This window comes from uncultured Methanofollis sp. (genome assembly GCF_937919355.1).
In the GTDB taxonomy this organism is placed as follows: domain Archaea; phylum Halobacteriota; class Methanomicrobia; order Methanomicrobiales; family Methanofollaceae; genus Methanofollis.
The window spans coordinates 1-20,179 of record NZ_CALFSA010000240.1 but is presented as its reverse complement, the minus strand read 5'-3'; the positions used below and the strand labels follow the sequence as shown (position 1 = coordinate 20,179).

The window sequence follows — 20,179 nt, the reverse complement described above, 5'->3', positions numbered from 1 at the left end:
AGCGAGTTCAAGAAGACCGGTAGGTCTTCGCCGACGACCGAAGGGAGTCGAGAAGGTCGAAGACCTTCGCTGTAGTCCCCCGGTTAGATTGTGAGGAAGGCGGTAGATCCTACATATCTCCCCATGGGATAAGGGATACACCGATCCATCTATGAGGGATTCTACAAAGCCCGATTTTCTGCTTTCTCATGCTCGCTATCGCTCGCACCCCGCTCAGGATTGGGTGGGGGGAAAAAAGAACCGAGTCCCGAAGAGCGTGATTATTGCCATCCTGCACCCGGTCCTGAGCAGGGAAGGCCAGAGAGAACCGATAAAACCGTATCTTTTCACGCTGCATGCGCAGGCGGGCATGACAGAATGAAAAGTCATCCCCCCTGCACCACCAAAAAAATGGGAATTTTACAGAACCGGCACCATCAATCACATGATGCTTTCGAGTTTCTGTTCGAGGAAGTCGAGGCCACGCTTGATGTCCTCGAGGTTCTTCCCGCCGGTGAGGATGATCTTGCCAGAGGAGAAGAGGAGAGCCACAATCTTCGGGTCCTTGATCCGGTAGACAAGGCCGGGGAACTGCTCGGGTTCGTACTCGATATTCTCCAGGTTGAGGGTGATCACGACTTTATTGAGGTTGATGTACCGCCCGATATCATATGAACAGACGATATTGGTGATCCCTACCCTCGGTTCGTCGTAGGTGTCGACCCCCGCCTCCTTGAGGGACTGGACAATAATATTGAGGCCTTTGTAGAGATCCGGCTTGTTCCGGATCCCGGTGAGGACGACCTTGCCTGAGGAGAAAATGAGGGAGGCGATCTTCGGTTTTTCGATCCGGTAGACTGCGCCGGGGAAGCGCTTCGTGTTCAGTTCACAGTTCTTGACTTTTTTGGAAACCTCGCCGAGATCGATTGAATCGGCGATGACCCCGGATGCGACGATATTTTCGATCTTCAGTGACTCGTACCTTGAATCATCCATTAATATATGTGTGCATCCGCCGGCACTATAATACTAACTGGAAATATTTATGATATGAAGCACCCTCCCGACATTGGAGAAGAATTTGACGGTTTTTTCAACTGGCAGGAAGCGGAGTCTGTACCACTCCGACCCTCTCCTGCGTGATCTTTCCTCTCTCCTCCAGATCCTGCCTCCGGGAGGGGACCGGAAGGCCGGAGTGAGGCATATCTTTATTTTGGTTGAGTGAGAACAGTAATGAGCGCGAGGGTAGCCAAGCCAGGTCAACGGCGCAGGATTCAGGGTCCTGTTGCGCAGGCATTCGAGGGTTCGAATCCCTTCCCTCGCATTCATTTTTCTCAGCGTGCTGGACATTTGATTGCCATTTTTTCTTCTGTTGTTTCATTCGCCGTCTTTCCTCCCGGCCCCGGTGTGGGGGAGGATATAAATATAAAAATTGTGATATACCCGGCAGGATGACGCCGGTCTGGACGGCGTTAACGGGGGTTTTCGATGGACTTTGACCAGGGGCCGATCACGACGATCCATGATTTCGGGTATGAGAAGTCGAGAACCCTGAGGTTTCTCGAAGACCTCAAGGAGGAGAGGCCGATCAACCTGGTGCTGCCTCTGGCCTACAGCGACCTCAGTCATGGTGCTTTGCCTGGCATCGTCGCCGAACTGAACAAGGCGACGTTCCTGAACAGTGTGCTCGTGGCACTCTACGCCCGGTCTGAGGAAGAGTTCAGGTCCGCGACACATTTCTTCGACTCGCTGGAACTGCCTCACCGGGTCATGTGGTGCAACAGTCCGGGCATCGAGGCGATCATCGGCGACCTCGGGAAAGAAGGGATTGAACTCGGTCTCCAGGGCAAGGGACGGGACACATGGCTCGCCCTCGGGGCCGCCTCGGTGGACGCCTATGCTATCGTCATGCACGACGCCGACATCCTGAATTATTCCTGCGAGATCCCGATGAAACTCGCCTTCCCCCTTGTGGACCCCGACCTTGACTACTTCTTCAACAAAGGATATTATGCCCGCCTGGGCGACGGCCGCGCCACCTTCTACGGCAGGGTGACGCGCCTCTTTCTCCACCCCCTGATCGATTCCCTCCAGGTAAAAACCGGTCATCAGTCTGACATCCTGCGGTACCTGCGCAGTTTCCGGTACCCTCTCGCCGGTGAGGTCGCCCTTACGTCTGATCTAGCCCTGAATATCAGGGTCCCCATGGACTGGGGGCTTGAGATCGGCACCCTCTATGAAGTGTACAGGTCGGTGGTAAAGAAACGGATCTGCCAGACCGACCTCGGCTATTACGACCACAAGCACAAACTGATCGGCGCCAGCAGGACCGAAGGACTGCTGAAGATGGCAGGGGACATCCTGGTCACCCTCCTGCGGGCGCTGACCGAGGTCGACGGTCACGAGATCTCGCCGGCATTTCTCACCAGCCTCAGGGTACTCTATCGGAGGACGGCCCAGGACCGCCTGCGACAGTACCACACCGATGCGATCTGCAACCAGATCCGGTACAACCGGCACGAAGAGGAGCACTACATCGACCGTTTTGAGAGAGTCATCGTGGAGGCTGGAAGCGACTACCTGGTATCGCCTGCACATGCGCAGATCCCTGACTGGCTGAGGGCAAGTTCGGCCATACCGCGGCTCAGGCACAAGTTGATCAGGACGATCATCGAGGACGAGAATATCATCAAGGAGTAGAGGCCGGAGGTGGAGAGCATCCACATCATATTCACCGATCTGGACGGGACACTCCTGGACCACGACACCTATTCCTTTGCCGACGCCGCGCCGGCCCTCCGTCTCCTCTCGCAGAAGAGGTACCCTCTCGTCATCTGCACGAGCAAGACAAGGGCCGAGATCGAGGCCGTCAGGGAAAAAATTGGTAATGCCGATCCCTTCATCAGCGAGAACGGGGGGGCGGTCTTCATCCCCCGCGGCTATTTCACCGTGCCTGTCGGCCGGGATTGTGGGGACTACCTGGTGATCGAACTCGGCACGCCCTACGACCATCTGCGGGCGGCCCTCGGAGATATCAGGTCGAAGACCGGGTGCGCCGTCATCGGCTTCGGGGACATGTCAGTCGAGGAGGTTGCCCGGGATGCCGGATTGGACCGTGCATCGGCCCGCCTGGCCAGGATGCGGGAGTACGACGAACCTTTTGTCGTCCCTGACCCCGCCTGTGTCGATAGGGTCCTTGCGGAGATCGAGGCCCTGGGCCTCAGGTCCACGTGGGGCGGCCGGTACTTTCACCTGACCGGTGACAATGACAAGGGCAGGGCCGTCTCTCTCCTTGCCGACCTCTTCAGGGAGGAGTACGGGACGGTGACGACAGTCGGCCTTGGCGACAGCAAAAATGATCTCCCCATGCTTGCGGCGGTAGACGTTGCGGTCCTGGTGCAGAAACCCGACGGGTCGTATGAAGAGACGGACCGTGAGGTGGTGCATGCCGATGGTGTCGGCCCTGATGGATGGAACAGGGCTGTCATCCAGATACTGGAAAAAATATAAACTCGCGGCAATAGTACGGGGGTGCGCTCCGGGGTGTCGTGATGGATGTGAAAGAAGTTCTGGTGATGTCGTTTCTTCTGGCAATCGTCGAGAGTGTCAGGTCGCAGGGGCCTGAAAAGACGATTGCCTGGATAGAAGCCATAGCCTCTGCCCTCGGCGAGCGGGAAGGTCCGGGCCTCGAAGGGGACCCCATGGGGGGGGTGAACGTCCTCCACATCTGCCCGTTTTTCAGCGTTGTCCAGGCGTTCGTCGAGGAGTTTGGCGAAGAACCTGAGGAGTTCAAGGTGCTTATCGAGATGCGGAGGAGCCTTGCAGTCTCCAATATCTTCTGCCTCTTTCACCACCGGATCAGGGCGAAACGTGCCGAGATGGCCGGCAAGAAGGCCTCGCTCCACCTTGCAAGCGATGCCAATCCCGCGGGGGCGACCGTCTACAACGACGACGCCATCGTCAATGCAGGTCTCGGGAGGGCTGAAGTGGACGAGATGATGAAGAAGGTGGCCTGTATTTTCAAGTTCCAGTGATGGTGGCGTATGAACCTGCAGGAAGCCGGGAAGCTGTACCAGTCGAGCCTCGAGGTCATAAAGAGGAACCAGCATGCAAACGGTGGTTTTTACGCCAGTCCGCCGGGCACGCGCTATCCCTTCATCTATGTGCGGGACCACTCGATCGTCACGCTGGGGGCGTTGCGGGCCGGCCTTGTCGAGGAGAGCAGGAGGGCCCTGAGGTTCATTCTTGCGGCCCAGAAACCGACGGGCGAGTTTCCCCAGCGGTGCAATGTGGACGGCATGGACACCAGTTACAAGGAACTCCAGATCGACTGCAACGGTGTCGCCCTCTATGCGCTCGGCAAATATTCTGAGCTCCACGGGTATGATATCGCCGAAGAGTTCTGGAAGAACGTGGTCGATGCGGTCACCTTCATCCTGCGGAACAAGAACGACGAGATCCACCTGGTCCACACAATCAACAGCATCCATGAGTACCCTGCCTACGAGCACGGGTTTGAGATCTATGCGAACTCGGCCTGCTGTGCGGGCATCCTCGAAGCAGTGAAGATGGGGGAGCACCTCGGGAAGGAGGTCGGGGACTGGGCCCGGCAGGCCGAACTGATCAAGCAGAGCATCCTCCGCTGCCTGTACAGTGCGAGGAGGCGCACCTTTGTGAAGGCGATCCGGATCAAGGAGAAGGGGAGCAAGCCCCTCGGCTACGATCCATTCGCCTCGGTGATCTCCGAGCCTGATGTGGCCGAGTACGCCCCGGCCTATTTCGGGTTGTTGAAGGACCGCGACCTCCGGGTGATCAACACGGTCCGGAAACTGGACGCCGCACTCTGGGACCATGAACTCGGCGGCCTCAACCGTTACCCGGAGTCATGGGACCGCAACAACGGGGGCTACGGACCCTGGCCGCACTTCACCTGCCAGCTGGCGCGGCACTTCATCCGTATCGGCGACTATGACAGGGCCGAGGTGTACCTCGGCTGGGTCCTGGACATCGCCCACGATTATATGTTTCCCGAGCACATCTCGACAATCGCGCGCTTCGAGGAATGGGTCGACCTCTTCCGCTCCTCCGGCATCCTGCGGGACGACAAGATGGTGATGATCGACGGGATCAAGGACCACCCGAAGTGGGCCGAGGGTTTTGCCTATGTGGTCTACCCTCTCATCTGGCCCCATGCCGAATATATCATGGCCTACAAGGACTACGAGGACTATTTCCTGAAAAGCGGGACGAGGTGGAGTTGAGGGGTGCTCCGCTCTGGAGGACCCTCAGGACCGGATCGATGTATCCCCACCGGCTCCTATGACGTGAAGTGCTGATCCATCTGCCTTCCCCACACTCTCTGCCGGGGACTACCACGAAGACTTCGTCTTCTCAGAGAATCTTTGGTTCTCTCTGTTCTTGACTCTCCCCGGTCGTTCCTCCGGATCCCATAATCAGGATAGGACTCGAGAAGACGGAACGGAGACCCTGAGGAGGGATATAGCCATCCCGTCCCTATCCTGAGGGGGTGCGAGCGCAAGCGAGCATGAGAACACCGGAAATCGAAGATCCCCGGTGAAGGAAAATGCTTTGCATTTCCCGTGAACCGAAGGTTTTCGAGTGACCGGGGGCGTAGTCGCCCCGCACAGGCGTTCAGACCAGAAATTCTCCGGGCCCCCCCGTGTCTCCCTCCTTTTGTTGTCATGGCCGCAACAGATGATATATCTGCACCATAGAGCAATTACAGGATCGCGGAGGTTGCGGTGTGAAATCCCCCTACAAGAGTATTGCAGATGCGGTCGTCAGGCACCCTGCGGCGGTCGCCGGTCTCTTCGTCGCCGCATTGCTCGTGGCTTTCTACGGCACGGGCCTCATCACGATGGAGACCGGGTCTGATACCTATATGGACAAGACCACCACCCGCGGGATGCTCTTCGACAAATATGCCGACTCGTTCATGTCTGACAGCATCATGCTCCTTGTCGAGACCGACAACGTTCTCAACCCCGACGTGCTCGCCTATCTGGACAGGGTCCAGGCGGACATCGCCGACGAGCGTTACGTCGACTCGACCCGGAGCATCGTCGACCTTGTCAGGCAGGTGAACGGCGGCAAACTACCGACGTCTGCCGCGGAGGTGCAGAGGGCGAAGGCGCTTGTCCCGCCCGAGACCCTGGAGCGCTACGTCCCCTCGAATATGATGACCATCGGGATCGTCACCCTCGAACCCGGCGTTTCCTCCGAAGTCAGGGAGAACGTGCTCAATTCCATCGCCTCGGTCGTGGCGATCTCCGGTCCCCCGCCTGGTGTCCAGGTGACGGTCAGCGGCGACCCGGCCTTTGCCCAGCAGATGAAACAGGAGATGGGCACCTCGATGGGTGTCCTCATCGGGGCGGCGATGCTCCTCATGGTCCTTGCCGTTGGCCTCCTCTTCTCCCATGTCAGGTACCGCCTCCTCCCGGTGGCGGTCGTGGCCACCGGTCTCATCTTCACCTTCGGGCTGATGGGGCTTGCCGGGATCCACATCAATATGGCGACCATCGGTGCCTTCCCGGTACTCATCGGTATCGGCATTGACTACGCGATCCAGTTCCATTCCCGTTTCGAGGAGGAGCGGCGCCGCGCCCCCATCGACGAGTCTGTGGTCACGACGATCACGAAGGCCGGGCCCTCCGTCCTGTATGCGATGCTCTCGACTTCCATGGGCTTTATCGCGATGGGGATCTCGCCCGTCCCCATGGTGCGGAGTTTCGGGATTGTCTGTGTCATCGGTGTGGTGATGTGCTATCTTGCCGCTCTCATCGCCGTCCCGACATTCGGCGTCCTTATAAAATATCGGCCGAAGAAAGAGGAAAGTGCCGCCAATGGCGGGGCGATGGAGGCGTACAACCAGTTCCTCGGAAACCTTGCGGTGAAGATCGCAAAGAACCCCGTTCCCATACTCCTCATCCTCGGTCTTGTCGCCATAATCGGTGTCGAGATGGACAACGAGATCAGGATCAGCACCGACGAGCAGACCTTCGTCCCCTCGGACATGCCCGCTGTCGTGGACCTGAAGAAGATCACGCGGACCATGGGTTCGACCCAGACGCTCCCTGTCTATATCAGGGGCGACGACGTCACCTCCCTTGAGAGTTTGCGGTGGATACAGGGGTTCTCGGCCTATGAAGTGGAGGAAAACGCCGATGTCACCGGGGCGACAAGCATCGTCACCGAAATTTTGCGCTACAACAAGGGGGTCATGCCGCAGACAGATGCCGGGGTGCGGGAGGTTCTCGACAGGATCCCTGAGGAGACAAAGAAGAAGTATCTCTCCGGCAACATGGAAACGGTCGTCCAGTTCTCCCTCACCGACATGGAGATGGAACAGGCAAAGGGCCTGATCACGAAAGTACGGCAGGATATTGCCTGGGAGAAACCCCCTGCCGGGATCGTCGCCGACCCGACAGGCAGTCTGGAGTTGTTCACGACTCTGATGGACGACATCGAGAAGGGGAAGACGCAGATGACCGTCCTTGGCTTCGGCCTGATCCTGGCCTTCCTCCTCCTCGTGTACCGGAAGATCGGGAAGGCGGCGTCGCCGCTGGTCCCGATCGTCATGATCATAGGCTGGAACGGGTTGATCATGTACGCTCTCGGGATCGATTACACGCCGCTGACTGCCTGTCTGGGATCGATGACAATCGGCGTCGCCTCGGAGTACACCGTCCTGATCATGGAGAGGTTCTATGAGGAGCGGGAGAAAGGGCGTGAACTTTATGATGCGATCCACCAGAGTGTCTCCCGGATCGGGACAGCGATCACCGTCTCCGGCATGACCACCGTCTTCGGCTTCTCGGCTCTCATCCTCTCGACCTTTAATATCGTCCAGAACTTCGGTGTCGTCACCGTGATCACGGTGGGCTTCTCCCTGATCGGTGCGATTATTGTTATGCCCGCTGTGCTCGCCCTGATGGGGCGCCCGTCTGCTCATCCTGCATCAACGGCCCTGGAAGAATAATCCTCAGTTTTCCTTTTTTTCTGTGTTGTATTTTCCTGATAACGCTCCGTGGCACTCTGATCTTCCCGGCAAATAATTATTAATTTGTAATTTGGTAAATTATTCGTTGAATCAAAAAAGGATATATTTAAATTATGGGCCCGTAAATATCTGATCATGGACGGCTCGATCAAGTCCGGCACAACGGGGCGGAGCGTCACCCTCCAGATCCCGATCTTCTACAAACTCTTCGTGAGCATGCTCTTTGTGGCGGTGATCCCGATCGCACTCATCGGCCTCATGTCAATGGGGGACACAGAGGGTATCGTGGCAGCCATCGGTCTGCCCGGGACGGTATTTCTCCTCACTCTCGTGACCCTCGGCCTTGTGGTGATGTGGAGTTTCTTCCTTGCGACAAGCATCACGAGCCCCATCACCCAGCTCTCCGAGGTGGCGAGGAGCGTCTCCATGGGCGACCTGCGGAACTCCGAGGTGAAGGTCATGACCAACGACGAGATCGGCGACCTTGCTGCCTCATTCAACAGGATGATCAACTCGTACAAGATCCTTGACGCGCTCTCGCGCGAAGACGGCAAGTGAACGAGGGTTGGCTATGCGGCTCTGCGACGCCGTCACAATGGTGCTGAAGGAGGAACTCGGTTACTCTGCCGGGGTCTTCCTCCAGCGCTGTACGAAGAAGAGCCTTGGAAAAAGCCCTGACCTGCTGACCCTGGACGACCTCCCGGCACTGGCCGATGCCTGTGCCGGGGCGATCGGTCAGACTCTCGGAAAAGAGGTCGCCGGTCGGGTAAGGGAGAGGATTCTTTCCCTGCGATGACAATATAATACATGGAGGGAGGTACTCTGCTCATTGACTTTACCCTGAGCAAACTGCTCGTTGCCGGGGCCTTTGCCGCCTGCGTCGCGGGACCCGACGGGGAGATCCTGGGCGAAACCGGGACCGCAGACTGGGGGACGGCGGCATCGCTCGTCCCCGCGGCGCGGGACGTCTGGGAACGCCTTTCTGCGGGGATCGGTGCCGACGGTTATGAGGACGCATTGCTCGAAGCAGACGGCGGGAATATCCTTGCCACGCCTCTCGGGAACGGGTCGGTGCTGCTGGTGCTCCTCGAACCCGGCGCAAATGCCGGGCGTGTCAGATATGAGATGAAGAAAAACCGTGACCTTATCAACTCTGTGCTATGACCGATAATCTGCCTGGTGGAACCAGTCTTGGAACGATGCAGGCCCCCCTGTCCTGGGTGTACTCCCATACGGTACGCTTTCTCGGAGCGGTGAAGGTCGCTGTCAGGGACGGCAGGGGTTTTGTCCTGATCAGGAGGGGGGACGCAACTGCATACTATTTCAGGTATGGTGACATCACCCTGAGGGGAAACGCAGCGCGTGAATATCTCTCCTCCATGGAAGTCATCGAACTGACTCTCTGCAAGTACACCGACGAGGAGTTCGCTGCCGCTGTCGCCTGGTGCCGGGCAGAGGGCGTGCCCGTCCATGACAACGAAGAAGAGAATGTCGTTGCGGATGGTGCGGACGGTGCGGACGGTGCGGATCTTCCGCAGGATGAAGTGACTGAACCGCCCGCCTCCCTCTCTCTCCTTGCGGAGATGGATGGCATCATCCTGGCGGCGCGGTGCACCGAGGAGGAGATGGAGGTTCTTGCAGGGACCTGTCCGGACGGTCTTGCCTGTGCAGATATTGCGGCCTCTCTCTGGGAGTCGGATTCCCTCATCGGTTCCGTAGGCGCAGGAAGCCTCCGGTACTTTTTCCTAGAGACCCCGGCGGGCCATTTCTGCGCTGTACCCGATGGCGAGAGTATCCTCTGCGTCCTGACAGACCGGAGTGTCCCCCTTGGCCGGGTGAGGTCCCTTGTGCAGGGCCTCCTGTCGGAACAGTAATCCCCTTCCCCCACCCATCTTTTTTCGAGCCCGATGACGCGTATTTTTACCTATTATCCTGAAGATTTCGGAGAACTGCCCGTCGATGTCGTCCACATGGACCTGACCTTCTCCGTCCATGACGACGTCACCGACGTCTCCTCGCGCATGCACGTGCGGGTGTGCGGCCGGTCTGTGGACCGCCTCGAACTCAATGCCCGCGACCTTGAGGTCCTCGCCGCATCCTGCGAGGAGGCAGAGACCTGCGTCACGTATGACCGTGACCGCCACCTCCTCGTCTTCTCCTTTGACGACCCCGTCGGCCCTGGCACCGACCTCCATCTCCTCACAAAGACACGCTGCAGGCCGTCGAGGACGCTTCTTGAGGGTCTGTACTACGACGAAACCCCTGCCGGGGCGCCGCCGACCCAGATCACCCAGTGCCAGCAATGGGGTTTCCAGAGGCTTGTCCCCTGCTTCGACGACATGACGGCGAAGTGCACCTACACGACGACAGTCATAGCAGACGACCGCTATACAAACATCATATCCAATGGCGACGCCCTTTCCGGGAGGAAGCCGACGGGCGACGGCAGGAGCGTCGTCACCTACGACAACACGACGACACCGATGGCGCCGTACCTCTTCTTCCTGGGCGTCGGGACGTACGCCACCTTCTCGCGCCAGTTCGAGTACCCGGACGGCCGGACCTTCACGCTCGAACTGCTCACCCCGCCGGGCGCCGACCCCTCTGCCGCCCATGCCTCCCTGGAGGTGCTTGCCGACGGCGTCCTCTGGGTCTATCTCTTCACCGGCCCAGACCGGTACACCCACGCCGCCCTCCGCCGCGACCTCTGGACACTCTGCCATGAACGCGACTGGGCGAAGGAGGCCGGTGACGACGGACGGGTCCGGTCCCTCCGTGCCGACCTCGCCCGGATGGTCCGGGAGATCATGCCGGGCTATGCCTACACCGGCACGGTCTACCGCGAGATCGCGATGCAGAACTCGGACTACGGCGGCATGGAGAATGTCGGCAACACCACGATCACGGCGAACAGGATCATGCCGTCCAGGCAGACGACCGACCGGGCCTACGAGTATATGGTCAGGGTGAAAGTCCACGAGTACTACCACAACCTGAACGGGTCCGAGGTCACCGGCAGGAGCCCCTTCGAACTCTGGCTCAACGAGGCGGTGACCGTCCACGTGGAGAACGCACACTTCGCCTTCCTCTTCGGCGAGGAGTACGCCCGCCTCCAGAGCGTCATCGACCTCATCGACCCGGAGTTCGGGACCTTTGCCCTCGACGCCGGTGCGGCCTCGATGCCGATCGAGCCCGACGGGTTCAACGACCCGAACGAACTGATCAACGGCGTCACCTATGTCAAGGCCCCCGAGTTTGTCAGGATGGTCGAGACGGTCATGGGGAAGGAGGCCTTTGCCCGCGGCCTCGACCTCTATCACCGGCGGTTTGCCCACGGCAACGCGTCCGGGCAAGACTGGCTCGATGCGATGGAGGAGGTTGCAGGGAGGAGTTTTGCACGCATGGCGCACCTCTGGCTGAAGCAGACCGGGTATCCGACGGTGCGGATGGCGCACTCCTACGACCCCGCCTCCCGCACCTGCACCCTCACCTTTGACCAGGAGACGCCGGAAGGTATGGAACCCTGGGAGTTCCCCTGCGTGGTCGCCCTGATGGACAGGGAGGGCCACAAGATCGCGGGGGCGACGCACATGCTCACAGGCCGTCATGAGGTGGTCGTCTTCACCGGTGTGGAGAGGCCGGCCTTCGTCGCGGCAAACCGCGGCTACTCCTTCTACGGGAAACTTATCGACGGCGCGACGCCGGAAGAACTCTGTCTCCGGGTGCGGCACGACCCCGACATGATCGGGAGGTTCTGCGCATTCCAGAGCCTTGCGGAAGCGGAGATGGTCAGACTCCTTGACGACCCCGGTGCGGTCCCCTCACCCTCTTTCTGCGACCTCTATACCGACCTCCTCTCCGACGACTCCCTGATGGCCGCGGTCGGCGGGGACTTCCTGACCATCTTCGAGTCTGTCGACGACCCCCGCTACGCCCACCGCTACACCGCCCTCCACGATGCCCGTGAGCGTCTCCTGAGGGGCATTGCCTCCGGACACGAGGATGTCCTGCAGGCGCTGTACAGGCGGTATGCGACGGCGCCTGCAGACAGGAGTCCGGCCGCGATCAAAGCGCGGCAGGTGAAGAATGTGGCCCTCGGTCTCCTCGCATCCCTCGACACCCCCGCGGTGCACGCCCTGGTGAGGGAGCAGTTTGATGGAGCCGCCTGCGCCACAGAACGTCTTGCCGCCTTTGCGGCCTACATGGACTCGTCGGCGCCCGACCGCATGGCCATGCTCGATACTTTTGAGGAGGAGTCCCGCGCCGACCTCATCTCATGGGAGATGTTCCTTGCCGTCGTCGCCGGTGTCACGGCGCCCGACGTCATCGACCTTGTGCGGCGGGTGGAGGCGTCGCCGTCCTTCAGGATCGAGCAGAGCAACGACCAGAGGGCCCTCTACGGGAGGTTCGCCCGCAACAGGATGGTCGCCCTGGAGACACCGGCCGGGAGGGAGTACCTTGCCGGGGCGCTGGAGCGCATTGCCGGGATCAACGAGTACAACACCGTCAGCGCCCTGGAGGTCTTCGGCGCCCTCGACAGGATGGGCGATGAGCACCAGGCCCCCCTTGTCGCCGTCCTTCTCGGGGTCATGCGTTCGGTCGATCCCGCCGCCCGGCCAAGTGTCTATAATACCATTCGCCGTCTTCTCGACGGTGCACCGCAGGCCGTGGCGCGGTATGTGGCCGCGGTCGGCCCGGCTCCTGAACTGGAAAAACTGCCGCATCGGCACGCCCGCAGTGGTGCCGATGGGCAGTGATGTCCACCTGAGCCCCCATTATTTTACATTTATTTTTCATGTCGCATCCGGCCATGTGCTGTGATTTTCCATTTTTCCCGGGATAATGACAAAATCTCCCCTATTATTCCAGATTGTTCTTTATGTAAACTTGAAATGTCAAATTAAATCTGAATTGGTTGCATTTTGCCCAATTAAACCATTCAAATCATTTTTTCTGGAGGTATGGGCGCGCCAAATGGAAATCTGGCTAATTCTAGAGCGCAAAACAGATCCGGGCCCTGAGCGTGCTTTGCTGTGTACAGGGAGATCAAAAGCAGCGCAAACTAGGCCTAAATGAATTTGGGCATGATATCGTCACCTATTTCAAAAATAACATTTTTTTGGCCATTAATTACTATTTTGTCCCCTGATTTGCCCATTTTATCATGATCCCTCCAAGGTATCGTGATAGAAATTTTTAAATCTTCAATTGGTGTTGTTATTACATCATAGCCTCCTGGGAACTCTCCGGAGGGGATCGTGATAGATATGAGTACAACTGAAATTCGTAACCAGCCTGACATGCTCACATTGAACGAGACCGTGAACTACTGGGACACCCTCTCAGATGACGAGATCATCAAGAAGTTCAAGGAGCAGGGGTCCTGGGGCCTGTACACGAGTGTCGACCTGAAGAACTGCAACCCGGCGACCATCAGAGACGCCGACAAGATCAAGCAGTTCATCGTAGAACTCTGCGACCTCATCGACATGAAGCGTTTCGGCGAACCGACCGTCGTCCACTTCGGCCCGTGCGAGAGGGTCGCCGGTTATTCCATGATGCAGCTTATCGAGACCTCTCTTGTCTCCGGCCACTTCGCCAACGAGACCAACGCCGCCTATCTCGACATCTTCTCCTGCAAGGAATACGGCCCGAAACAGATGGGAGAGTTCTGCAAGAAGTTCTTCGGTGCAGAGTCGATGACCACCCACGTGCTCTTCAGGGACTGAAGCGCCCTCCCCCCCACTTCCTTCATCTTCTCATACACGATCCTCCGGTCAGGGAGGAGGAAAAAGGGTTCCCGGGTTCGCCCTGCCCTTTTATGTCCTGATCAGAATTGATCTTTCCTCGGTATATCTTTCCAGTGCGGCACGACCGTTTTCCCGCCCGATACCGCTCCACTTCGTCCCGCCAAACGGCGCCTCGGGTGGGATCTTGAGGTGCTGGTTCACCCAGACGATGCCGGCCTCCAGGTCCCTGCACCCCCTCTCGGCACGGGCAAGGCTATTTGTCCAGATGGATGCACCGAGACCGTACTTTGTGCTGTTCGCCTCATGAAGCGCTTCGTCAAGGTCCTCCACCTCGACGACCGGGAGGACGGGGCCAAAGACTTCCTCGCGGAGGGGGAGTGCGTCGGGTGCAAGACCGGTGACGACGGTCGGTTCGAAGAAGAATCCCTTTCCCTGCGGCACCTTCCCTCCGGTGAGGACGCGGCCGTCCCCCTCTATCTCTTCGACCACCTGCCGCATCCTTTCCTGACCTGCGGCATTGTTCAACGGCCCCATCCTGACGCCTGCCTCCATGCCGTTCCCGACTTTGATCTCCTCGGTCTTCTTTGTGAGGAGGGCCCTGAAGCGGTCGGCGACACGGGAGAAGACATAGAGTCTTTTCACCGCCGTGCAGGTCTGCCCGCAGTTGTAGAACCGGCCGGCGACCGCACCTGCGGCCGCGGCCTCGAGGTCGGCGTCGTCGCAGACGATCATGGGGTCGCTCCCGCCGAGTTCCAGGGTGACGTGCTTCATCGTCTGGGCGGCGGTCTCGGCCACATGCCTGCCCGTGCCGATCTCACCGGTGAAGGAGACTTTCCTGACGTCGGGGTGGGTGACCAGTGCCTCGCCGAGGGTCTCCCCCGGACCTGTGACAATGTTGAGGGCACCGGCCGGGAGTCCTGCCCGGCAGAAGAGGTCGCCGATGGCGAGGGTCGTGAGAGGCGTGGTGCTCGCCGGTTTGAGCACGACGGTGTTGCCGGCGAGGAGGGCGGGGCCGATCTTCCAGCCCGCGATGATCACCGGCATGTTCCAGGGCACGATACCGACGCAGACGCCGAGAGGTCTTTTCTCGACGATGATCCGGCCGTATGCCGCGGTGTTCAGCGTCTCTCCCACGAGGGAAGAGGCAAGCCCGGCATAGTATTCAAGGATGTGGGCGAAGCCCCGCACCTCGTCCTTCGCCTCGCGGAGGGGCTTGCCCTGTTCGGCGACAAGGGTCGCCGCTAGGGTGTCGGCCTCGCCGCGCACGAGGTCTGCGGTGCGTGCGAGGACCTTCCCCCTGTCGAGGGGGGTCTTTTCGGCCCACCCTGCGAGCGCCTCCCCTGCGGCCTCGACGGCGGCACCGCCGTCTTCAGGGCCGCCAAGGGGCACACTGTCTATCTTCTCCCAGGTGGCGGGGTCCACGACGTCCATCGTCCTCTCTGATGACGCATCCACCCATGCGCCGCCGATAAGCATCTTCATAGTCACTGGGATCCTATTCTTCAGGGACGAAGAGTTTTTCCCTCACGGCGGGACGGCTATGCCTGCACCCGCCGTCTCCTCCCTGGTGATCAGCAGATGGAATGGACACGAAAACAGGACCTTCTCGCCTTTCTTGCACAACAGCAGATCAACATTGCGGACGTCTCTGACGAGGTGCTCGCCCGCTACGACCGGGCTTTCACACACCGCTCCTACGCCCATGAGCACCCCTGCGGCCAGGTCCCCTGCCCCGACTACGAGCGCCTTGAGTTCCTGGGTGACCGCGTCCTCAACTTCATTGTCGCCGAGTACCTCTTCTCCACCTTCACCTGCTCGGAGGGCGCTCTCTCGAAGAGGATGGAGGCGGTGAAGAACGAGCACCTCGGCACCATCGTCCCCGGTACTGGCATAGGGCTTGAGAAGCTGATCCTCCTCGGCACAGGCCAGGCCCTCACGACCTCGATCATTGCCGATGTCTTCGAGGCCTTCATCTGCGCCCTGTACCTCCACGTGGGGCTGGACAGGACGCGGGAGATCGTGCTCGGCCTCGTCGCCGACGACATCCTCCACTTCGACACCGGCGAGAACACCATCGGCAGACTCCAGGAACGCGTCCAGGGTGACCAGGCCGGTGCCCTGCCCGAGTATCTCATCCTCGACCGGCAGGGACCCGACCATGCCCCGACCTTTGTCTGTGCTGTCACCGTCCCCGGCCTCTTCTCGGCCCCGGGCACCGGCAGGAGCAAGGCCGAAGCGAAGAGGACGGCGGCGGCGGTTGCTCTGGGGGTCCTTGAGGAGAGAGGCGTTTGATCGGATCCACCGCCTTCCCCCTAAACACTATGCCGGGGGACGACGCACTATCGCTCGTCCAGCGAAGACCTATCGGTCTTCTTGATTCCCTCAGGTCGTCACTCGAAAATCAAAGATTTTCTTGAACTCGCTACGCTCGTTTTCCCGGACCCCGATCTTAGGATAGGACGGGGGAAGGATGAACCCTGCATATCGAATATGGCTGCCATTCCCCCTCTATCGTAATGTTGGGGGGGCCGGGGGGTGAAACCCCCCGGAGGAGTGCCGATCTATCGCCTTCCCCAAAACCCTTCGCCGGGGGACTGCTCGAAGGTCTTCGACCCGTGGCAGATCAGAGATCTGCCCGAACAGGATATCTCCGATATCCTGTATTCTCAAACTCGCTACGCTCGTTTCTCGAAGACTTCGTCTTCTCTAGTTCACTTCGTTCGCAGCCCCTGGACAGCGAAGATCTTCGACCCGCTGCACATCGAAGATGTGCACGCACAGGAAAATCTTCGATTTTCCATCCATGGCAAATGGAACATTTGCCTGCTCAGGAGATCTCCGATCGCCTGTGTTCTCGACTCCCTCCGGTCGTCCCCTGATCTATAGGATAAAGCCGGGGAAGACAGAACAGGAGACCCAGAAAAGAGGATAACCATCCCGTCCCTATCCTGAAGCTGTGGGGTCTGGGGGGCTTGCCCCCTGGAACGTACTCCAGAACAGGAATACTATGGAGCCTCTTCACACGCGATTTTTTTCGGACTCATTCACCCCATAACCTCGGGTTCCTCGAAGGTGTCGAGTTCGTCGAGGAAGGGCATCAGGCCCGTCATATAAGGCGTGCCCGCGGTCTCCCCCACCCCCACGACCTCGATCATGATCGGGAGTTCCTTGAGGCGGATGTCGAAGGAGTAGGGGTCGTACTCGCGGGCGAACTTCAGGAAGTCGTCGACCGAGACGAAGGGCCTCTCGGTCTCGGGCACGTTTGCGTACTCCTTCTCGTCCGCCGCAAGGTCCCCTGCCCGCGCCATCTCCTCCTCGAAATAGACGACGGCACGAAAACCGTACCTGCGGCTGAGACGCTGGATTTCGAGGATGTCGATCTGCTCTCCCGGCGAGATCCCGATGGACGCAAACTTCTCATCGATACCAGACCCCTCCAGTTTTTCAAATCCATTCTTTTCTGTCATGGTAATCTCCAAATTCACTGTGATACCGGGCACCGGCACCGCCCTATGGTGACGGCCATCATGGCCGACAGGACGGCGGTGACGGCAAATGCCATCATAAACCCATTTATCTCTGCGATCACTCCCCCCATAAAGGGGAGGAGGGTCATCCCTCCATAACTCGCCACATTGAAGAGGCCCATCACCGCTCCCTGTCTGGCCTGGTCTGCTGCAAGGTATTTGATCTGGGCGATCATCACCACGCCAGCGGTCCCTCCGACGAGCACGAAGGCGAGAGGGGTGAGATAGGAGAGGGCGACCGCCGCGGCCATCACCAGGGCTGACGCCCGTATCGTCGGGATCGGTGTCAGGTGGGCCCGTGACGCCGCAATGGAGGCGACGACCGTCGCCACGTTCATCATCCCGAGTTGTAGACTCAGGGTCGCTGGCGTCTCGCCGGTGAAGTCAGGGTAGACCGCCGTCACCACCCCGGTCGCACCGACCAGGACGATCGTCGAGAGATACAACCAGGAATAACTCTTCCCTATCCTGAGAAGGCCGCCATTTCTCCCATCAGGAGCGGTCGCCTCCGTCACGAGGGCCGAGAGCACGAGCGAGACGGCCGCCGCCACCGTGAAGACCGCGACCCCCGCCATGGTCCCTGCCACGTCGCTGAGAAAGCCCGTCCCGAGCAGGCCGGCGACCAGACCCACATTCAGGGCGGCGATGAAGTTGCCGCTCATGTGCTCGTGGTCTGGCTGGAGGTTGATCCAGGACATCGCCGCGGGCACAAAGAGACCGGCGGCGACCCCCTCGATACCCCGTGCGGCAAGGAGGACGAGGGGGTCGGGGAAGGCAAGGATCGCCGCGCCGCTCCCGAGGGTCAGGGCAAGGCCCGCCCGTATCAGCGGCACGCGGCCCACCCTGTCGGAGAGGACCCCCGCCGGCAGGACCGTGATAAGGGCCCCGAGGAAGTACGCGGAAAAAAGAGCGCCCTGCAAGGCCGGCCCCTCGGCGAGGGCCGGCAGCACGGGCACGATCGCATTCGAGAGCGCCATCACGACAAAGACGCCGGTCAGGAGTGCGAGGCGCTGCTTCATGCTCTGTCTTTAAACCATACGGTATGTTTCGAGGTTCAGGGGCGAGCGCGTCTCGATATGGAAACGCTTGTAGATCGAACTTGCAAGGTCGATGGTGCTCCCCTCGTCGCCATGGATCGTGAAGATCTTCTCGGGCCGCGGCTGGATGTGCTGGATGAACCCCATCAACTGCTTCCTGTCCGAGTGACCGGAGAACCCGTCCACCGTGTCGATATCGAGCTTGAGGACCATCGTCTCGCGGTTGCCGATCGGGATCTCGCGCCATCCCTTCTGGAGGCGCCGCCCGAAAGTGCCCTCGGCCTGGTAACCGACGAAGACGAGAGTGTTCCTCTCGTCGGGTGCGAGAGCGTAAAGGTATTCCATCACCGGCCCGCCGTTGAGCATGCCGCTCGTCGTGACGATGACACAGGGGTCGCCGCCGATGACCTTCTCCCGCAGTTCAGACGAGTCCACCTGGACGAAACAGTCTGCGAGGAATGGGTTCATGCCGTCCCTGAAGATCTGGTTGCGGAGGTCGGCGTTGAGGTACTCCGGATAGGTCGTGTGGATCGCCGTCGCTTCCTTGATCATGCCGTCGAGGTAGACCTTCACCTTCGGGATCTTCTCTTTCCTCATCCCCTCTTCGAGGGCGAGCATGACCTCCTGCGACCTGCCGACGGCGAAGGCCGGGATGACCACCTTGCCGCCGCGGTTGATCGTCCTGGTGACGATCTCGTAGAGCTTGTTCTCGGCCACGTCACGCGGCGGCTGGATGTCGTTCGCGCCGCCGTAGGTGCTCTCCATGAAGAGCGCCTCAAGCCTCGGGAAACTTGAGACCGCCGGGGAGAAGAGACGGGTCTTCTGGTAGTTGAAGTCGCCGGTGAAGGCGATGTTGTACAGCCCGTCGCCGATGTGGAAGTGGGCGATGGCAGAACCCAGGATATGGCCCGCGTTGTGGAAGGTCAGTTTGATGTCGGGTGCGATGTCGGTGACAGACCCGTAATTGAGGGTGATCGAGTGCTTGATGTACTCTTTCACTTCATTCGAGGTGTACGGCTGCCTCCCGCTGTCCTTCTTGACCACGTCGAGGTAATCGAGCTGGAGCATGGTGGCGAGGTCACGCGTCGGCGGAGTCGAGTATACCGGACCGTCGTAGCCGTACTTGAAGAGCAGGGGCACGAGGGCGCAGTGGTCGAGGTGGGCGTGGGTGAGGACCACGGCGTCGAGAGAGGTCAGGGGCGAGATCTCCGGGACATAGAGATACGGCGTGCTCGTGGCGTTTCCCGGTTTTTCGCCGCAGTCGATGAGCACCTTGCTCTCCGGCGTCGAGAGGAGGAAGGCCGCACGGCCGACTTCCCGGCAGCACCCGAGGGTCGTCACCCTGACCCACTGGTCCTTTGCGATGACGTCGCGGTGGATACGCCGCCCGATGGTCCGGAGGAACGCCTTTCTCTCGTCCTTGACCGACCTGAGAAACTGGCGGACCTGCTTGACGCTCGAACTCTCGATCGGGGGGGTGCGAACCACTTTCGGCGTCCAGCAGGTGTTCTTGGTGATATCGCGGAGAGTCGCCCCGTTCTTGCCGATGACGACGCCGGGTTTTTCTGCTTCAATGAGCACCTCGCCGGTGTCGGAGTCGAAAAAGATATCTGATATTCCGGCATTGTCGGGTACGACCTCCTTGATCTTCGTTGCCGCCGTCTCCGGGTCTTCCAGGATGTTCGGGCGCACGACGATACGTTTGCGCAGGTCCCGTGCAAGGACCTTGATCAGGTCTTCCTGGTCGGCAAATTTCTTCGGGTCATCGGTATAGATGACCAGTTCCGGGCCTTCAAATTCGACGTCAGAGATGGTGATACCTGCGGGGACCTTGGCATTGATCTTATCCCTGAGTTCCTTGAGTCT

At 59.7% G+C, this 20,179-nt stretch carries 18 protein-coding genes and 1 tRNA gene; 13 read left to right on the top strand and 6 right to left on the bottom strand.

The genetic code is table 11. The annotated features are described in order from the left end of the window. Nucleotides 1-420: 420 nt before the first annotated feature. Nucleotides 421-975, bottom strand: coding sequence for a TATA-box-binding protein (locus tag Q0520_RS11855; RefSeq protein ID WP_298670344.1), 555 nt, complete (start codon nt 973-975; stop codon nt 421-423). A gap of 243 nt (nt 976-1,218) precedes the next feature. Here Q0520_RS11855 and Q0520_RS11850 point away from each other — a divergent pair. From Q0520_RS11850 to Q0520_RS11800, 11 genes are all read left to right on the top strand, one after another. Further along, nucleotides 1,219-1,303: transfer RNA gene (locus Q0520_RS11850), tRNA-Leu, on the top strand. Nucleotides 1,304-1,467: 164 nt separating this feature from the next. Beyond that, a complete protein-coding gene (locus Q0520_RS11845) occupies nt 1,468-2,679 on the top strand; it encodes a hypothetical protein (RefSeq protein WP_298670342.1) in 1,212 nt (403 codons plus the stop codon). Between the two features lie 9 nt (nt 2,680-2,688). Beyond that, nucleotides 2,689-3,489, top strand: a complete 801-nt coding sequence (mpgP, locus tag Q0520_RS11840; RefSeq protein WP_298670340.1) for a mannosyl-3-phosphoglycerate phosphatase — start codon at nt 2,689-2,691, stop codon at nt 3,487-3,489. A 41-nt stretch (nt 3,490-3,530) separates the two neighbouring features. Then, complete coding sequence (locus Q0520_RS11835) at nt 3,531-4,013, top strand: hypothetical protein (protein ID WP_298670338.1); 483 nt, start codon at nt 3,531-3,533, stop codon at nt 4,011-4,013. Between the two features lie 9 nt (nt 4,014-4,022). Then, nucleotides 4,023-5,240, top strand: a complete 1,218-nt coding sequence (locus tag Q0520_RS11830) for a hypothetical protein (protein WP_298670336.1) — start codon at nt 4,023-4,025, stop codon at nt 5,238-5,240. Between the two features lie 503 nt (nt 5,241-5,743). Next, on the top strand, nt 5,744-7,978 hold the full coding sequence (locus tag Q0520_RS11825; RefSeq protein WP_298670334.1) for an RND family transporter: 2,235 nt from the start codon (nt 5,744-5,746) through the stop codon (nt 7,976-7,978). Nucleotides 7,979-8,134: 156 nt separating this feature from the next. Then, nucleotides 8,135-8,557: a HAMP domain-containing protein gene (locus tag Q0520_RS11820; protein ID WP_298670332.1), complete on the top strand. Its 423-nt coding sequence runs from the start codon at nt 8,135-8,137 to the stop codon at nt 8,555-8,557. Between the two features lie 13 nt (nt 8,558-8,570). Beyond that, entirely contained in the window at nt 8,571-8,795 is a 225-nt protein-coding gene (locus Q0520_RS11815; RefSeq protein WP_298670330.1) for a hypothetical protein, read from the top strand. 11 nt (nt 8,796-8,806) lie between these two features. Beyond that, nucleotides 8,807-9,163 (top strand): hypothetical protein, encoded by a 357-nt coding sequence (locus Q0520_RS11810; RefSeq protein WP_298670328.1) that lies wholly within the window; start codon nt 8,807-8,809, stop codon nt 9,161-9,163. Between the two features lie 35 nt (nt 9,164-9,198). Beyond that, nucleotides 9,199-9,873 carry a roadblock/LC7 domain-containing protein gene (locus Q0520_RS11805; RefSeq protein ID WP_298670326.1) on the top strand — a complete coding sequence of 225 codons (675 nt, stop codon included), beginning with the start codon at nt 9,199-9,201 and terminating at the stop codon, nt 9,871-9,873. Nucleotides 9,874-9,906: 33 nt separating this feature from the next. Further along, the gene (locus Q0520_RS11800) at nt 9,907-12,756 is read left to right on the top strand and encodes a M1 family metallopeptidase (protein ID WP_298670324.1); all 2,850 of its coding nucleotides are present in this window, start codon (nt 9,907-9,909) and stop codon (nt 12,754-12,756) included. A 311-nt stretch (nt 12,757-13,067) separates the two neighbouring features. Here the strand turns inward: Q0520_RS11800 and Q0520_RS11795 are convergent, their stop codons facing one another. After that, nucleotides 13,068-13,301, bottom strand: a complete 234-nt coding sequence (locus tag Q0520_RS11795) for a hypothetical protein (protein WP_298670322.1) — start codon at nt 13,299-13,301, stop codon at nt 13,068-13,070. Between Q0520_RS11795 and Q0520_RS11790 the strand changes: the two genes are divergently transcribed. After that, complete coding sequence (locus tag Q0520_RS11790) at nt 13,300-13,728, top strand: S-adenosylmethionine decarboxylase (protein WP_298670320.1); 429 nt, start codon at nt 13,300-13,302, stop codon at nt 13,726-13,728. The two genes, Q0520_RS11795 and Q0520_RS11790, sit on opposite strands and share 2 nt — an antisense overlap. Nucleotides 13,729-13,818: 90 nt before the next feature. Here the strand turns inward: Q0520_RS11790 and Q0520_RS11785 are convergent, their stop codons facing one another. Further along, nucleotides 13,819-15,231: an aldehyde dehydrogenase gene (locus tag Q0520_RS11785; protein ID WP_298670318.1), complete on the bottom strand. Its 1,413-nt coding sequence runs from the start codon at nt 15,229-15,231 to the stop codon at nt 13,819-13,821. Between the two features lie 96 nt (nt 15,232-15,327). Between Q0520_RS11785 and Q0520_RS11780 the strand changes: the two genes are divergently transcribed. Next, nucleotides 15,328-16,041: a ribonuclease III family protein gene (locus tag Q0520_RS11780; RefSeq protein ID WP_298670316.1), complete on the top strand. Its 714-nt coding sequence runs from the start codon at nt 15,328-15,330 to the stop codon at nt 16,039-16,041. Between the two features lie 752 nt (nt 16,042-16,793). Here the strand turns inward: Q0520_RS11780 and Q0520_RS11775 are convergent. From Q0520_RS11775 to Q0520_RS11765, 3 genes are all read right to left on the bottom strand, one after another. Then, nucleotides 16,794-17,216 (bottom strand): hypothetical protein, encoded by a 423-nt coding sequence (locus Q0520_RS11775; protein WP_298670314.1) that lies wholly within the window; start codon nt 17,214-17,216, stop codon nt 16,794-16,796. A gap of 14 nt (nt 17,217-17,230) precedes the next feature. Continuing rightward, nucleotides 17,231-18,295 (bottom strand): MFS transporter, encoded by a 1,065-nt coding sequence (locus Q0520_RS11770; protein ID WP_298670312.1) that lies wholly within the window; start codon nt 18,293-18,295, stop codon nt 17,231-17,233. Nucleotides 18,296-18,304: 9 nt separating this feature from the next. Next, nucleotides 18,305-20,179, bottom strand: a 1,875-nt coding sequence (locus Q0520_RS11765; RefSeq protein WP_298670310.1) for a beta-CASP ribonuclease aCPSF1, incomplete at its 5' end; no start/stop codon positions are given.

Excerpts from the sequence above, each read along its gene's own strand:
- Q0520_RS11855 (WP_298670344.1), bottom strand. The coding sequence starts at position 975 with ATGGATGATTCAAGGTACGAGTCACTGAAGATCGAAAATATCGTCGCA.
- Q0520_RS11845 (WP_298670342.1), top strand. The coding sequence starts at position 1,468 with ATGGACTTTGACCAGGGGCCGATCACGACGATCCATGATTTCGGGTAT.
- Q0520_RS11835 (WP_298670338.1), top strand. The coding sequence starts at position 3,531 with ATGGATGTGAAAGAAGTTCTGGTGATGTCGTTTCTTCTGGCAATCGTC.
- Q0520_RS11830 (WP_298670336.1), top strand. The coding sequence starts at position 4,023 with ATGAACCTGCAGGAAGCCGGGAAGCTGTACCAGTCGAGCCTCGAGGTC.
- Q0520_RS11820 (WP_298670332.1), top strand. The coding sequence starts at position 8,135 with ATGGACGGCTCGATCAAGTCCGGCACAACGGGGCGGAGCGTCACCCTC.
- Q0520_RS11815 (WP_298670330.1), top strand. The coding sequence starts at position 8,571 with ATGCGGCTCTGCGACGCCGTCACAATGGTGCTGAAGGAGGAACTCGGT.
- Q0520_RS11810 (WP_298670328.1), top strand. The coding sequence starts at position 8,807 with ATGGAGGGAGGTACTCTGCTCATTGACTTTACCCTGAGCAAACTGCTC.
- Q0520_RS11805 (WP_298670326.1), top strand. The coding sequence starts at position 9,199 with ATGCAGGCCCCCCTGTCCTGGGTGTACTCCCATACGGTACGCTTTCTC.
- Q0520_RS11800 (WP_298670324.1), top strand. The coding sequence starts at position 9,907 with ATGACGCGTATTTTTACCTATTATCCTGAAGATTTCGGAGAACTGCCC.
- Q0520_RS11790 (WP_298670320.1), top strand. The coding sequence starts at position 13,300 with ATGCTCACATTGAACGAGACCGTGAACTACTGGGACACCCTCTCAGAT.
- Q0520_RS11795 (WP_298670322.1), bottom strand. The coding sequence starts at position 13,301 with ATGTCAGGCTGGTTACGAATTTCAGTTGTACTCATATCTATCACGATC.
- Q0520_RS11785 (WP_298670318.1), bottom strand. The coding sequence starts at position 15,231 with ATGAAGATGCTTATCGGCGGCGCATGGGTGGATGCGTCATCAGAGAGG.
- Q0520_RS11780 (WP_298670316.1), top strand. The coding sequence starts at position 15,328 with ATGGAATGGACACGAAAACAGGACCTTCTCGCCTTTCTTGCACAACAG.
- Q0520_RS11775 (WP_298670314.1), bottom strand. The coding sequence starts at position 17,216 with ATGACAGAAAAGAATGGATTTGAAAAACTGGAGGGGTCTGGTATCGAT.
- Q0520_RS11770 (WP_298670312.1), bottom strand. The coding sequence starts at position 18,295 with ATGAAGCAGCGCCTCGCACTCCTGACCGGCGTCTTTGTCGTGATGGCG.